This is a genomic window from Enterobacter sp. BNK-16 (genome assembly GCF_048684955.1).
Classification (GTDB): Bacteria; Pseudomonadota; Gammaproteobacteria; order Enterobacterales; family Enterobacteriaceae; genus Enterobacter; species Enterobacter bugandensis.
The window spans coordinates 4,340,105-4,355,291 of the sequence record NZ_JBLQTQ010000001.1 but is presented as its reverse complement, the minus strand read 5'-3'; the positions used below and the strand labels follow the sequence as shown (position 1 = coordinate 4,355,291).

Here is a 15,187-nt window from a genome sequence, read left to right as displayed (position 1 = left end):
AGGAGAGGAATAATGAAAACGCTGCTGATCATTGACTCCGGTCTCGGACAGGCTCGCGCCTACATGGCGAAGACCCTGCTGGGCGCGGCGGCACAAAAAGCACACCTGGACATCATTGATAACCCAGGCGATGCCGAACTGGCGATTGTCCTGGGCGATAAAATTCCCGCTGACAGCGCGCTGAACGGCAAAAAAGTGTGGCTGGGCGATATTAATCGCGCGGTGGCACACCCGGAACTGTTCCTGAGCGAAGCGAAAGGTCACGCGACCGTCTACAGCGCGCCTGTCGCAGCGGCTCCGGCTGCGGCCTCGGGTCCGAAACGTGTTGTCGCGGTCACGGCCTGCCCGACGGGCGTGGCGCACACCTTTATGGCGGCTGAAGCCATTGAAACCGAAGCGAAAAAACGCGGCTGGTGGGTGAAGGTTGAAACCCGTGGCTCCGTGGGTGCGGGCAATGCCATTACGCCGGAAGAGGTCGCTGAGGCCGATCTGGTGATTGTGGCGGCAGATATCGAAGTGGATCTGGCGAAATTTGCCGGCAAACCGATGTACCGCACCTCTACCGGCCTGGCGCTGAAAAAGACCGCGCAGGAGTTTGATAAGGCCCTGGCAGAAGCCAAACCGTATCAGGCCACCGGCGCAGCAAAAACGCCGACCGAAGGCAAAAAAGAGTCTGCGGGCGCATACCGTCACCTGCTGACCGGCGTGTCCTACATGCTGCCGATGGTGGTTGCGGGCGGCCTGTGTATCGCACTGTCGTTCGCGTTTGGTATTACGGCATTTAAAGAAGAAGGGACGCTTGCGGCTGCGCTGATGCAGATCGGCGGCGGTTCAGCGTTCGCGCTGATGGTGCCGGTGCTGGCGGGCTTTATCGCCTTCTCCATTGCTGACCGTCCGGGTCTGACCCCGGGTCTTATCGGCGGTATGCTGGCGGTGAGCACCGGCTCCGGCTTTATTGGCGGTATCATCGCCGGTTTCCTCGCGGGTTACGTCGCGAAGCTGATTAGCTCGAAGCTGAAGCTGCCGCAGAGTATGGAGGCGCTGAAGCCAATCCTGATCATTCCGCTCATCTCCAGCCTGGTGGTCGGTCTGGCGATGATCTACCTGATTGGTAAACCGGTTGCGGGTATCCTGGCGGGCCTGACCCACTGGCTGCAAACCATGGGCACGGCGAACGCGGTGCTGCTGGGCGCAATCCTCGGCGGCATGATGTGTACCGACATGGGTGGCCCGGTGAACAAAGCGGCATACGCCTTTGGCGTTGGCCTGCTGAGTACCCAGACTTACGCGCCGATGGCGGCGATCATGGCGGCCGGTATGGTGCCACCGCTGGCGCTTGGCCTGGCGACGATTATTGCCCGTCGCAAGTTCGACAAAGCGCAGCAGGAAGGCGGTAAAGCGGCGCTGGTGCTGGGCCTGTGCTTCATCACCGAAGGTGCGATTCCGTTCGCGGCGCGTGACCCAATGCGTGTTCTGCCGTGCTGTATCGTCGGCGGCGCGGTAACGGGCGCCATCTCCATGGCGATTGGCGCGAAGCTGATGGCGCCGCACGGCGGTCTGTTCGTCCTGCTGATCCCTGGCGCCATCACCCCGGTACTGGGTTATCTGCTGGCGATTGTTGCCGGTACGCTGGTGGCGGGCCTGTCTTACGCGGTGCTGAAACGTCCGGAAGCGGAAGTTGTGGCAAAAGCAGCGTAAGCGAAGCAATAAAAAAGCCGGGTGCTAATGCAACCCGGCTTTTTTTATGCCGCCTGTTCTGCGGTTTGCTGCGCCTTCAGCCAGGCAATCTCTTCCGCCCAGATATCCGGATTGATGGTTTCCAGCACCATCGGAATACCGTCGAAGCGGGCGTCCTGCATAATAAAGCGGAAGGCGTCGTGACCGATATTGCCTTCGCCCAGGCTGTGGTGGCGGTCAACGCGGCTGCCGAACGCGCTTTTTGCATCGTTCAGGTGCATACCGCGCAGATACTTAAAGCCGACAATTCGCTCAAACTCATCAAACGTGTTTTTCGTTGCCTCGGTGGTGCGCAGGTCATACCCGGCTGCAAACGCGTGGCAGGTATCAATGCACACGCCCACGCGAGACTTATCTTCCACGCCGTCAATGATTGCCGCCAGATGTTCAAACCTAAAGCCGAGGTTGCTGCCCTGACCTGCGGTGTTTTCAATCACCGCGGTGACGCCTTTGGTTTTATCCAGCGTCATGTTGATGGATTCGGCAATGCGCGCCAGACAGGCATCTTCATCAATCTGCATCAGATGACTACCCGGATGGAAGTTCAGCAGCGTCAGCCCGAGCTGTTCGCAGCGCTGCACTTCATCAAGGAACGCCTCGCGGGACTTATCCAGCGCTTCCTGCACCGGATGCCCGAGGTTAATCAGATAGCTGTCGTGGGGAAGGATCTGGCCCGGCCCGTAATGGTATTTTTCACAGGCGGCTTTGAAATCATCAATCACGTCGGCGGTGAGCGGCGCGGCGCGCCACTGGCGCTGGTTTTTGGTGAACAGGGCAAAAGCGGTCGCCTCGATTTCGGCGGCGCGAATGGCGGCATTCGCGAGGCCACCTGCAGCGCTGACGTGCGCTCCAACGTATTTCATAAAAAAACTCCTGTTAACCCGAAACGCTTATGATAGCGGGTTAACAGGAGAAGGACGAGATGGTTTATGCCATCAGGCTGTGCACGGCGAGGTTAATCGCACCGCCGCCGACAATCAGCCAGATGAAGAGCACCAGCGCCATCAGGAGCGGCTTCGCACCGGCTTTTTTCAGCGCGCTGACATGCGTTGTCACCCCCAGCGCCGCCATCGCCATTGCCAGCAGCACCGTATCCAGCGTCACCAGCATCTCCACTACCGCTTTTGGTAGCAGGTGGAAGGAGTTAAAGATAGCGACCACGATGAACAGGATCGCAAACCACGGAATGGTGATTTTGCTCTTCTCGCTGCCGCCAGCCGGTGCCAGCTGCTTAACACGGGCCGCGAGGAAAATCAGGAACGGGGCCAGCATCATCACGCGCAGCATTTTGGCAATGACCGCCGCGTTTTCCGCTTCCGGGTTAATGGCGTGACCTGCCGCCACCACCTGCGCCACTTCGTGCATGGTTGAGCCAATATAGATGCCGTAAGTTTCCGGGCTAAACCAGTGCGCTACCAGCGGGTACATGGCCGGATACAGGAAGATTGCCAGCGTACCGAAGATAACCACCGTCGCGACCGCCACCGTCACTTTACTGGCTTCGGCCTTGACGACCGGCTCCGTCGCCAGCACTGCCGCCGCGCCGCAGATGCTGCTACCTGCGCCGATTAACCAGCTGGTTTGCTTATCCAGGCCAAACACTTTCTGACCGATAAAGCACGCCAGTAAAAAGGTGCTGGTCAGCGTCAGGACGTCAATGGCAATCCCGCTGACGCCCACGTCCGCAATCTGCGAAAAGGTGAGACGGAAGCCGTAAAGGATAATCCCGAGACGTAATAAATGCTGCTTGGCGAAAATCACGCCGCCGTCACAGGATTTCCAGATGTGGGGGTAAACGGTGTTCCCGACCACCATGCCGAGCAAAATGGCCAGCGTTAACGCGCTGAACCCTGCACCGGCCACTGCCGGAATACTGCCGCCCCATAAGGCCACGCCGGTGACGACGGCGCTGAGCGCAAGGCCGGGCACGAAGTGCCACACTGTACGATGATGTTGTAAGGTGATTTCTGACATAACCTTCTCCTTTGTCTGGCTAAAGGTTACGGCGCGCTGGCTTAAAAATAAAATTGATTATATATTTATAATCAATCTTTATAAGTGGTAAGCAACCATGCACATTACATTGCGTCAGCTGGAAGTGTTTGCCGAGGTGCTGAAAAGCGGCTCGACGACCCAAGCGTCACAAATGATGGCGCTCTCGCAGTCTGCCGTCAGCGCGGCGTTGACCGATCTCGAAGGCCAGCTGGGCGTCCAGCTGTTTGACAGGGTAGGGAAGCGACTGGTGGTCAACGAACATGGCCGCCTGCTTTACCCGCGCGCGCTGGCGCTGCTGGAGCAGGCTATTGAAATCGAGCAGCTGTTCCGCGAGGACAACGGCGCGATCCGCGTATTTGCCAGCAGCACCATCGGCAACTACATCCTGCCGGAAGTGATTGCCCGCTACCGCCGGGATTTCCCGACCCTGCCGCTGGAGATGAGCGTGGGTAACAGCCAGGACGTGATCAACGCGGTGATTGATTTCCGCGTGGATATCGGACTTATCGAAGGTCCTTGCCACAACGTCGATATCATTGCCGAGCCCTGGCTGGAGGATGAGCTGGTGGTGTTTGCGTCTCCGGCCTCGTCGTTATTGCAGGGCGAGGTGACGCTGGAGCGGCTGGCGCAGGCGCAGTGGATCCTCCGCGAGCAGGGTTCCGGCACGCGTGAGATTGTCGACTACCTGCTGCTGTCGCATCTGCCGCATTTCCAGCTGGGAATGGAGCTGGGAAACTCAGAGGCGATTAAGCACGCGGTGCGTCATGGTCTGGGCATCAGCTGTCTTTCCCGGCGGGTGATTGCCGAACAGCTGGAGACCGGATCGCTGGTGGAAATCCCCGTTCCGCTGCCAAAACTTGTGCGCACGCTGTGGTGCATCCACCATCGTCAGAAACACCTGTCCAGTTCGCTGCAGCGTTTTCTGCGCTACTGCGAGATGTAAAAGCGCCCCTCACCCCAAAGGGGAGAGGGAAAAATAATGCGTTACTTATAATCCTGGACGCGTCATGAAGCTCTCTTATAACAGGGTATTTCTGCCGGAAGGAACGCAGATCGTCTGCTACAATCGCGCCTCATTTATTAAATGGACAGCATTTTCACATGGTTTCAGAAACTAAAACCACAGAAGCGCCCACGCTACGTCGTGAACTCAAGGCGCGTCACCTGACGATGATCGCCATTGGCGGCTCAATCGGTACAGGTCTTTTCGTTGCCTCTGGCGCAACGATTTCGGCAGCCGGCCCGGGTGGGGCATTATTCTCTTATATCCTGATTGGCCTGATGGTTTATTTCCTGATGACCAGCCTGGGCGAACTGGCGGCATACATGCCGGTGTCAGGTTCGTTTTCGACCTACGGACAAAAATACGTTGAGGAAGGCTTCGGCTTCGCGCTGGGTTGGAACTACTGGTACAACTGGGCCGTCACCATCGCCGTGGACCTCGTCGCCGCGCAGCTGGTGATGACCCTGGTGGTTCCCGGACACGCCGGGCTGGATCTGGAGCGCCCTGTTCCTCGCCGTCATCTTCCTGCTGAACTACATCTCCGTGCGCGGCTTTGGCGAAGCGGAATACTGGTTCTCTTTGATCAAAGTGGCAACCGTCATCATCTTTATCGTCGTCGGCGTGGCGATGATCGTGGGTATTTTCAAAGGGGCTGAACCTGCGGGCTGGAGTAACTGGACCATCGGCGACGCGCCGTTTGCCGGGGGCTTCTCGGCGATGATTGGCGTGGCGATGATTGTCGGCTTCTCCTTCCAGGGAACGGAGCTGATTGGTATCGCGGCCGGTGAATCCGAAAACCCGGAGAAGAACATTCCGCGCGCGGTGCGTCAGGTGTTCTGGCGTATCCTGCTGTTCTACGTGTTCGCTATTTTGATTATCAGCCTGATCATTCCGTATACCGATCCAAGCCTGCTGCGTAACGATGTGAAAGACATCAGCGTCAGCCCGTTCACCTTGGTCTTCCAGCACGCGGGCCTGCTCTCAGCGGCGGCGGTAATGAATGCGGTGATCCTGACGGCGGTGCTGTCGGCGGGTAACTCCGGCATGTACGCCTCCACCCGTATGCTTTATACCCTGGCCTGCGACGGTAAAGCGCCGCGCATTTTCTCGAAACTGTCCCGCGGCGGCGTACCGCGCAACGCACTGTATGCCACCACGGTGATTGCCGGCCTGTGCTTCCTGACCTCCATGTTCGGCAACCAGACGGTGTACCTGTGGCTGCTTAACACCTCCGGGATGACGGGCTTTATCGCCTGGCTGGGCATTGCCATCAGCCACTACCGTTTCCGTCGCGGCTACGTCATGCAGGGTCATGACCTGAATAACCTGCCGTACCGTTCAGGGTTCTTCCCGCTGGGGCCGATTTTCGCCTTCGTTCTGTGCCTGATCATTACTCTGGGTCAGAACTATGAGGCCTTCCTTGCGGACACCATTGACTGGGGTGCCGTCACGGCGACCTATATTGGTATTCCGCTGTTCCTGATCATCTGGTTTGGCTACAAACTGACGAAAGGAACCCGCTTCGTTCGCTACAGTGAAATGGATTTCCCGGAACGATTTAAACAATAACCGCGCTTCCTCTCTTTCAGCCCGCTCAACCGAGCGGGCTTTTTTATGGGCAGATCAGAAGCTGTAGGTCATGCCAACCGTATAGCGACGCCCGTCCAGCACGGTGTCATACGTGTCATAGTCAATCTGCTTATCCAGCACGTTATACACACCGGCGGTAACCAGCAGGTTTTTGTTCGCGTTGTAGCGCAGACCGACATCAACCTGAGTGTAGGACGGTGTGCCTTGGGACATTGACGTGCGGCTCAGGTACTCAGACGTTTTACCGCGAAGGTTCAGACGGCTCCAGAAACCTACGTCGGGCGTCGCCTGCCAGTCCAGGGTGGTGTTGAACATGTGCTTCGGCATCTTGTTCAGCGGCTTGCCTGAGAACTGACCGCTCTTCTGCTCAGATTCGGTATAGGTATAGTTTGCGGTCCAGTTTACATCGCGCGAGATTTTCCAGCCGAAGGAGGACTCCACGCCGCGCATGTTGGCTTTGTCCACGTTAACGCGGTCGCTCACGAAATCATAGCTGTGATCGCCAATCGTACAGGCGGGATCGGCGCTGCTGTTACAGCGGCGAACTTCCGTAATCTTGTCCTTGAAGTCGGTATTAAACAGCGTCACGCCGGCATTCAGGTTATCGTTGTTATCCCAGAGCAGGGCGAGCTCTTCGCTCAGGCTCTTCTCTGGTTTCAGATCCGGGTTGCCAACGATGATACCGTCAAGACGGCCGCCACCCGTTACCTGGCCCCAACTGGCAGACGACTGCCGCAGATCAGGCGCACGATAGCCAGCCGAAACCCCGCCTTTCAACGTCCAGTGATCGGCCAGGTGCCATACGCCGTAACCGCGCGGCGTCCAGTTCGTCCCGTAGTTTTGGTCTTTGTCCATACGCAGGCCGCCGGTCAATGTAAAGCTTTCCGTCATTGACCATTCATCTTCGGCAAACAGGGCCCAGCTCCAGCGCGTCAGTTTGTTCAGGCCGTCCGCAGCTTCCAGCTGATTGCCCTCGTCGCGCAGTTTCTCATACCGATACTGCCCGCCGAGGGTCAACGTATGATCGCCGAGGAAAATCTGGTTCTGGTTGTTGAAGGTGGTGTTATACGAGCGCATTTTGCGACCTGGATTATTGGTCTCTTCCTGCTGGATATAGCTGGTGGTATTGAAGTCGTCGTAATACCCGCTGTGGGTTAAGGAGTAAGTTGTGTGCTCATAGCGTGAGTCGCTTTTAGTATTTGGCTTACAGGTCGTTCCCCGGCAGGTTTCAGCCGCTTTCGACATCCCTGGCGTGCTGTTTCTGTCCTGAAGCTCGCGAGCAAAATCAAGATCGAAATCGTTCTTCTCATCCGGGGTGAAGTTCAGGGTAATGCCACCGTTACGCATTTTCTGCTCGTTATACCCGTTCACGATTTTATCTTCGGCGCGGCGTGACAACAGCCCCGTCACTTTTGCGCCAAGCAGACCGTCAATCAGGGGACCAGAAGCGTAGGCGTTGGTCTGGAAGATATCGCCGGAATCATGGTTTTCCTGGAAGGTTGCATCGCCGTGCAACGAACCGGTCCAGGCTTTAGTGTTTGAGACTTTTTTGGTAATGACGTTGATGACGCCACCCATCGCATCGGAGCCGTAAAGTGAGGACATTGGGCCGCGGATAACCTCAATGCGCTCAATGGACTCCAGCGGCGGCAGCCAGCCTTGTTCAATACCCGAGTTGTCGCTGTTTGGGCGGGTGCTTCGCGTACTGACGCGTTTGCCGTTCACGAGGAACAAGGTGTACTGAGATGCCATGCCGCGAATGCTGATATCACTGCTACTCCCGCCGCCGGTGACGACCACGCCCGGGACGTCTCTCAGGGCATCGGTAACATCACGGTAGGCTTTATCTTCAATCTGCTGTTTCGAAATAACAGAGATGGAGGCGGGGGCATTCTGGATCTTTTGTTCAAAACCCGTCGCGGTGACGACAACGGTGTCCTGATCGGCTGCGTGAACGAGAGGGGTGAATGTGGCAGCGCCAACGGCGACGGCCAGGAGCTTAATGCGGGGTATTGTCATTTGTACATTCCGTATAAAAATGAATAAAACTCCATCGGGATAACCCTGAGAACTGTATGATTTTGTCTTTTAAGAACTCTTTAAGATGGAGAAGAGCCTGGAATTGTACAAAAGAATGTAGAATTGTAAACACAAATGATAATTGAAATCATTTGTGTTTGAGGGGGGTGGAAGGAAACCAGCCTGGATTCAAGCGGATAGAACTATGTAAATGAGGGGAAGGGGAAAGGCCCGGTATGCAGGAGGCTACCGGGCAAAAAGGCTGAACTTACCTGAACAGATGTTCCGCATGGAAGCGGAGATGATCTTCAATAAAGGACGCCATAAAGTAATAGCTGTGATCGTATCCCGCCTGAATGCGCAGCGTCAGCGGCCAGTCCTTCTGGCGCGCCGCTTCAGCCAGAACCGCAGGCTGTAACTGTCCGGCGAGAAACTGATCCGCATCACCCTGGTCGATAAGCATCGGAATCGCATCTTCCGTCCGGCTTGCCAGCATCAGCGCGCAGCTGTCCCATTCCTGCCATTTCTCTTCATCTTTACCCAGATAGTTTGTGAAAGCTTTTTGTCCCCACGGCACCTGCGTTGGGTTCACAATCGGCGCGAACGCAGAGACGCTGGTGTATTTCCCCGGGTTTTTCAGCGCCATGATTAACGCCCCGTGCCCGCCCATGGAGTGCCCGCTGATGGCGCAGCGGTCGCTCACCGTAAATTCGGCCTTAATCAGCGCTGGCAGCTCGTCGCGAATGTAGTCATACATGCGGTAATGGCTCGCCCACGGCTGCTCGGTGGCGTTGAGATAAAATCCGGCACCTTTGCCCAGGTCGTACCCGGCATCGTCCGCCACATCATCGCCGCGCGGGCTGGTGTCGGGCATCACCAGCGCAATGCCCAGCTCGGCCGCAATACGCTGCGCGCCCGCTTTGGTAGTGAAGTTTTCGTCATTACACGTCAGGCCTGAAAGCCAGAACAGAACCGGCGGGTTTTCCGTCGGCGGCAGGAAAATGCTGAACGTCATGGCACAGTTCAGCGTGGTGGAGTCGTGCCGCCAGCGCTGCTGTCGACCTTCAAAACAACGGTGCTCTTCGAGCAGTTCCATGCAGGGCTCCTTAATGAGAATAGCTATTCATTAGAGCCATAATACAGCGTTTTCATTTACCTGTGAGCAACTTTCACTTTCGCGGAGCGGCGAGATGCTGCATCATAAATTTACTTTTCTTTAACAATTGGAGCGGTCATGGCGCTGCGTATTGCGCTTAGTGGATTTGTCGTTCTGGTGGTGGCGATGGGGATAGGGCGCTTCGCCTTTACGCCTCAGGTGCCACTGATGATTGCCGCCGGGCAACTCACGCTCACCAGCGCAGGTCTGGTGGCGGCGATGAATTATCTGGGCTATCTGGTGGGCGCATGGGATGCCATGCGGGCGCACCGCTTTGTTGAAACGCGACTCTGGCTTGGCATCACCGGTGCGGTTGCATTGACCCTGCTCTCCGCCGCCGCGGATAACGCCGTTGTGCACGGCCTGCTGCGCTTTGTGATTGGCTGCATGAGCGGCTGGTCAATGGTGCTGATTGCCGCCTGGAGCAACGAGCGGCTGGGGCAGCTGGGTAAACCGGGGCTCAGCGCCGCCGTGTTTGCCGGTCCTGGCGCGGGCATCGCCCTGAGCGGCCTGCTCGCGGTCTATATTCAGGCGAAATCCCTTTCGGCCGGTGCGGCGTGGCAAATCTACGGCGTGCTGGCGCTGGTATTGGTCGCGCTGGTGGCGCGCTATTTGCCGCGTTCCGGACAGCTTCATCGACCCGGCAGCGCGCCAGAGCCGCTGTTGCTGACGACGGATCTCAAGCGCCTGGTCTGGAGCTACAGCCTGGCGGGATTTGGCTATATCCTTCCGGCGACCTTTCTTTCGCAAATGGCGGCGGTGCGTTTTCCCGGCAGCCTGTTTGCCCAGTTTGTCTGGCCGATTTTTGGTGCCGCGGCCGTGGTGGGGATTGCGCTCAGCATTCTTTTGCGCCACACCTCAACGGCTAACCGCAGGCTGGCGATAGTGCTGTGGTTACAGGGTGCGGGCGTGCTGGCAGCCTGGCTGCTGCCGGGCATTGGCGGCTTGCTGACGGGCGGGCTGCTGGTCGGCGGCGGGTTCCTCTGCGCGGTGCAGCTCTCTCTTTTATACGGCCGCGAGCTGGCACCGAACCACACGCGCTATATGGCGGGGCTGCTCACCACCGGGTATGCCATCGGGCAATTGGTGGGGCCGGTGACCTCGGCGTTATCAACCTGGCTAACCCACCGTCTGGAGCCTGCGCTGGGGCTGGCTGGCGTAGCGCTGTTTGTCGCGGGTGCCCTGGTCTGGAATCGCCACGCTGAAAGGCAACAGCAATTGCAATAATTATCGTCGTGAATACTGGATTATGTGCGTCGCCTCACGCACAATGAGCGCATACTTTTGCCACAACGAGGGCGAAAGACGCCACACCTGCAGGAGAACAAAATGTCATCACTCAGTAAAGAAGCTGCCCTGGTCCACGAAGCCCTGCTCGCGCGCGGTCTTGAAACGCCACTGCGTCCGCCCGTTCAGGATATGGACAATGAAACCCGTAAAAAATTGATTTCCGGGCATATGACCGAGATCATGCAACTGCTGAATCTCGATCTGAGCGATGACAGCCTGATGGAGACGCCCAAGCGTATCGCTAAAATGTACGTTGACGAAATTTTCTCCGGACTGGATTACGCCAACTTCCCGAAAATTACCGTCATCGAAAACAAGATGAAGGTGGATGAGATGGTGACGGTCCGTGATATTACGCTGACCAGCACCTGCGAGCACCATTTCGTGACCATCGACGGCAAAGCGACCGTGGCGTATATCCCGAAAGACACGGTGATTGGCCTGTCGAAGATCAACCGTATTGTGCAGTTCTTCGCGCAGCGCCCCCAGGTGCAGGAGCGTCTGACGCAGCAGATCCTGATCGCGCTGCAAACGCTGCTGGGTACCAATAACGTGGCGGTCTCTATTGATGCGGTGCACTACTGCGTGAAAGCGCGCGGCGTGCGTGATGCGACCAGTGCGACCACCACCACCTCGCTGGGCGGCCTGTTTAAATCGAGCCAGAACACCCGCCAGGAGTTCCTGCGCGCCGTGCGTCACCACAACTAATCAGACAGGGCAGGGACCATGGAGCGAAACGTCACGCTCGATTTTGTTCGCGGCGTCGCCATTCTGGGTATCCTGCTGCTGAATATCAGCGCCTTCGGTCTGCCGAAGGCCGCTTACCTCAATCCCGCCTGGTACGGCGACATCACCCGAAGCGATGCCTGGACGTGGGCGATCCTCGACCTGTTTGCTCAGGTTAAATTCCTCACGCTGTTTGCGCTGCTGTTTGGCGCGGGCCTGCAGCTTCTGCTCAAACGCGGCACGCGCTGGATCCAGTCGCGCTTAACGCTGCTGGCAATCCTCGGCTTTATCCACGGCCTGTTCTTCTGGGATGGTGATATTCTTCTCGCTTATGGGTTAGTCGGGCTGATCTGCTGGCGGCTGATTCGCGACGCGCACAGCGTGAAAAGCCTGTTTAACACCGGCGTGATGCTCTATCTCATGGGACTCGGCGTACTGCTTTTGCTGGGGCTGATCTCCGGTGACGCGACAAACCGTTCCTGGATCCCGGACGCCGCTAACCTCCAGTACGAGCAGTACTGGAAGCTGAAGGGCGGTACGGAAGCGATAAGCAACCGTGCGGATATGCTGGGCGACAATCTGCTTGCCCTGGGGGCGCAATACGGCTGGCAGCTGGCGGGCATGATGCTGATGGGCGCGTCACTGATGCGCACCGGCTGGCTGAAAGGGGAATTCAGCCTGCGGCACTACCGCCGCACCGGCGCGGGGCTGGTCCTGCTGGGCGTGCTGATTAACCTTCCGGCGGTGATGGCGCAGTGGCACCTTCACTGGGATTACCGCTGGTGCGCGTTCCTGCTGCAGACGCCGCGTGAATTGAGCGCGCCGTTCCAGACCATCGGCTATGCGGCGCTGATCTATGGTTTCTGGCCACAGCTTTCTCGCCTGTGGATCGTCAGCGCCGTAGCCTGCGTTGGGCGGATGGCGTTAAGCAATTACCTTCTGCAGACGCTGATCTGCACCACGCTTTTCTATCGCTTTGGCCTGTTTATGAAATTCGACCGCCTCGGACTACTGGCGTTTGTTATTCCGGTCTGGATAGTAAACCTGGCGTTTTCTGTCATCTGGCTGCGTTATTTCCGCCAGGGACCGCTGGAGTGGGTGTGGCGTCAGTTAACCGCACATGCTTCGGGGGTATCATTGAGTAATACATCCAGATAACGATCTGGATCACAATCATTAACAAAACGGATGTAAGCGTTTTCATGAGTGTGAGCTTCTTCACGTAGTCCCCTTTCTCTCGCTGCCAAAATAGCCACCTTGCTAAACACAGGGGGTGTCTGTGAGTTGCTGCAATTCTTTGAAGGATGGTGAATATGATCACCATTCGTGACGTCGCCCGTCTGGCGGGCGTTTCTGTGGCTACCGTTTCCCGCGTGCTGAACAACAGCGCGCTGGTCAGCCCTGAAACCCGTGAAACCGTAATGAAAGCCGTGACCCAGCTCGGGTACCGGCCAAATGCTAACGCGCAGGCGCTGGCAACACAGGTCAGCGATACCATCGGCGTGGTGGTAATGGATGTCTCGGACGCCTTTTTCGGTGCGCTGGTGAAAGCGGTCGATGTGGTCGCCCAGCAGCATCAGAAATACGTGCTGATTGGCAACAGCTATCACGAGGCGGAAAAGGAGCGTTATGCCATTGAAGTGCTGATCCGCCAGCGCTGCAACGCCCTGATTGTTCACTCAAAAGCCTTAAGCGATGAAGAGCTGGTCGGGTTTATGGAGCAGATCCCGGGCATGGTGTTAATCAACCGCATCGTCCCGGGCTATGCCCACCGCTGTGTCGGGCTGGATAACGCCAGCGGCGCCATGATGGCCACCAAAATGCTCATCAATAACGGCCATCAGCGGATCGGCTATCTGGCATCCAGCCATCACATTGAAGATGACGAGCTGCGGCGTGAGGGGTGGCAAAACGCCCTGAAAGAGCACGGTATTACGCCATCAGAAAGCTGGATTGGCACCGGCACGCCGGATATGCAGGGCGGTGAGGCGGCAATGGTGGAACTGCTGGGCCGCAATCTGCAGCTTTCTGCGGTGTTTGCCTATAACGACAGCATGGCGGCAGGCGCGCTGACTGCGCTAAAGGATAACGGCATTGCGGTGCCACAGCATTTGTCATTGATTGGTTTCGATGATATTCCGATTGCCCGTTACACCGACCCGCAGCTGACTACGGTGCGCTATCCCATTGCTTCTATGGCAAAACTGGCGACCGAGCTGGCGCTACAGGGAGCGGCTGGGCTGCTCGATCCGGGGGCAACTCACTGCTTCATGCCGACGCTGGTGCGTCGTCATTCCGTCGCCGCCCGGCAAATTGTGGTTCCGATCACTAACTGATTACACCGGGTGATGTAACCGTTTTCAATCTGTGAGTAAATTCACAGTATCTTAACAAGGCGCTGACTATGATGTCAGCGTTTTAGGGGCTGAAACGCTATGTAACGGTGATTATTCGCTTTCACCATAGCCAATGTGCCGCAAACAACGAATAAAACGCATTTCTGGAGCGTTACCGACCACGGAAGATAGAAATTTTATAAGTGAACGTCGGCTGTCAGTAACGTTTTATTAACACCTGCCTGCCGATCGTTATTCACAAGAACTACCCTGCATAAAAAAACCGGAGATACCATGAATAAGAAGGTGTTGACCCTGTCTGCTGTAATGGCAAGCATGCTTTTTGGTGCAGCAGCGCACGCTGCGGATACCCGTATTGGTGTGACCATCTATAAATACGACGACAACTTCATGTCTGTTGTGCGTAAAGCAATTGAGAAAGATGCGAAAGCAGCGCCAGACGTACAGCTGCTGATGAATGACTCCCAGAACGACCAGTCCAAACAGAACGATCAGATCGACGTTCTGCTGGCTAAAGGCGTTAAGGCCCTGGCGATCAACCTGGTTGACCCGGCTGCAGCAGGCACGGTTATTGAGAAAGCGCGCGGCCAGAACGTGCCAATCGTCTTCTTCAACAAAGAACCTTCCCGTAAAGCGCTGGACAGCTATGACAAAGCGTATTACGTCGGTACTGACTCTAAAGAGTCCGGCATTATTCAGGGCGATCTGATCGCGAAGCACTGGGCGGCGAACCCGAACTGGGACCTGAACAAAGACGGTCAGATCCAGTTCGTGCTGCTGAAAGGCGAGCCTGGCCACCCGGATGCTGAAGCGCGTACCACCTATGTTATCAAAGAGCTGAACGACAAGGGCCTGAAAACCCAGCAGCTGGCGTTAGATACCGCGATGTGGGACACCGCTCAGGCGAAAGATAAGATGGACGCGTGGCTGTCTGGCCCGAACGCGAACAAAATCGAAGTGGTCATTGCCAACAACGATGCGATGGCAATGGGTGCGGTTGAAGCGCTGAAAGCCCACAATAAATCGTCCATCCCGGTATTTGGCGTGGATGCCCTGCCGGAAGCGCTGGCGCTGGTTAAATCTGGCGCAATGGCCGGTACTGTTCTGAACGATGCCAACAACCAGGCGAAAGCGACCTTCGATCTGGCGAAAAACCTCGCCGACGGTAAAGGCGCGGCGGATGGCACCAACTGGAAAATTGACAACAAAATCGTTCGCGTGCCTTACGTGGGCGTAGACCAGTCCAACCTGGCTGAGTTTATCGGTAAATAAGATCTTTGTTTTGTCTTCACTGGGCGCAATTCGTTGCGCCCT

The 15,187-nt window shown here is 56.9% G+C and carries 11 protein-coding genes and 1 pseudogene; 8 read left to right on the top strand and 4 right to left on the bottom strand.

The features are described from left to right. Window positions 1-12 precede the first annotated feature (12 nt). Complete coding sequence (fruA, locus tag ACMGGH_RS20930; RefSeq protein WP_028013869.1) at window positions 13-1,698, top strand: PTS fructose transporter subunit IIBC; 1,686 nt, start codon at window positions 13-15, stop codon at window positions 1,696-1,698. A 44-nt stretch (window positions 1,699-1,742) separates the two neighbouring features. Here the strand turns inward: fruA and nfo are convergent, their stop codons facing one another. Together nfo and ACMGGH_RS20920 are read right to left on the bottom strand one after the other, a co-directional pair. Then, window positions 1,743-2,600 (bottom strand): deoxyribonuclease IV, encoded by an 858-nt coding sequence (gene nfo, locus ACMGGH_RS20925; RefSeq protein ID WP_048960970.1) that lies wholly within the window; start codon window positions 2,598-2,600, stop codon window positions 1,743-1,745. A gap of 64 nt (window positions 2,601-2,664) precedes the next feature. Beyond that, entirely contained in the window at window positions 2,665-3,711 is a 1,047-nt protein-coding gene (locus ACMGGH_RS20920; RefSeq protein WP_028013867.1) for a YeiH family protein, read from the bottom strand. 97 nt (window positions 3,712-3,808) lie between these two features. On the opposite strand from ACMGGH_RS20920, the gene yieE reads away from it, so the two are divergent. Together yieE and ACMGGH_RS20910 are read left to right on the top strand one after the other, a co-directional pair. Beyond that, on the top strand, window positions 3,809-4,675 hold the full coding sequence (yieE, locus tag ACMGGH_RS20915; RefSeq protein WP_048960972.1) for a DNA-binding transcriptional regulator YeiE: 867 nt from the start codon (window positions 3,809-3,811) through the stop codon (window positions 4,673-4,675). 158 nt (window positions 4,676-4,833) lie between these two features. Then, window positions 4,834-6,304, top strand: a pseudogene (locus tag ACMGGH_RS20910) (amino acid permease). A gap of 54 nt (window positions 6,305-6,358) precedes the next feature. Here the strand turns inward: ACMGGH_RS20910 and ACMGGH_RS20905 are convergent. Continuing rightward, window positions 6,359-8,344, bottom strand: coding sequence for a ligand-gated channel protein (locus ACMGGH_RS20905; RefSeq protein WP_028013864.1), 1,986 nt, complete (start codon window positions 8,342-8,344; stop codon window positions 6,359-6,361). A 268-nt stretch (window positions 8,345-8,612) separates the two neighbouring features. Beyond that, complete coding sequence (gene fghA / locus ACMGGH_RS20900; RefSeq protein ID WP_028013863.1) at window positions 8,613-9,440, bottom strand: S-formylglutathione hydrolase; 828 nt, start codon at window positions 9,438-9,440, stop codon at window positions 8,613-8,615. Window positions 9,441-9,578: 138 nt separating this feature from the next. Between fghA and ACMGGH_RS20895 the strand changes: the two genes are divergently transcribed. From ACMGGH_RS20895 to mglB, 5 genes are all read left to right on the top strand, one after another. Further along, window positions 9,579-10,727: a YbfB/YjiJ family MFS transporter gene (locus tag ACMGGH_RS20895; protein ID WP_045259730.1), complete on the top strand. Its 1,149-nt coding sequence runs from the start codon at window positions 9,579-9,581 to the stop codon at window positions 10,725-10,727. Window positions 10,728-10,829: 102 nt separating this feature from the next. Then, window positions 10,830-11,498, top strand: a complete 669-nt coding sequence (folE, locus tag ACMGGH_RS20890; protein ID WP_116338692.1) for a GTP cyclohydrolase I FolE — start codon at window positions 10,830-10,832, stop codon at window positions 11,496-11,498. An 18-nt stretch (window positions 11,499-11,516) separates the two neighbouring features. Further along, the gene (gene yeiB / locus ACMGGH_RS20885; RefSeq protein WP_028013861.1) at window positions 11,517-12,674 is read left to right on the top strand and encodes a DUF418 domain-containing protein YeiB; all 1,158 of its coding nucleotides are present in this window, start codon (window positions 11,517-11,519) and stop codon (window positions 12,672-12,674) included. 155 nt (window positions 12,675-12,829) lie between these two features. Continuing rightward, window positions 12,830-13,852 carry an HTH-type transcriptional regulator GalS gene (gene galS / locus ACMGGH_RS20880; protein WP_126300527.1) on the top strand — a complete coding sequence of 341 codons (1,023 nt, stop codon included), beginning with the start codon at window positions 12,830-12,832 and terminating at the stop codon, window positions 13,850-13,852. 294 nt (window positions 13,853-14,146) lie between these two features. Then, window positions 14,147-15,145, top strand: a complete 999-nt coding sequence (gene mglB / locus ACMGGH_RS20875) for a galactose/glucose ABC transporter substrate-binding protein MglB (protein WP_008500923.1) — start codon at window positions 14,147-14,149, stop codon at window positions 15,143-15,145. Window positions 15,146-15,187: the final 42 nt, after the last annotated feature.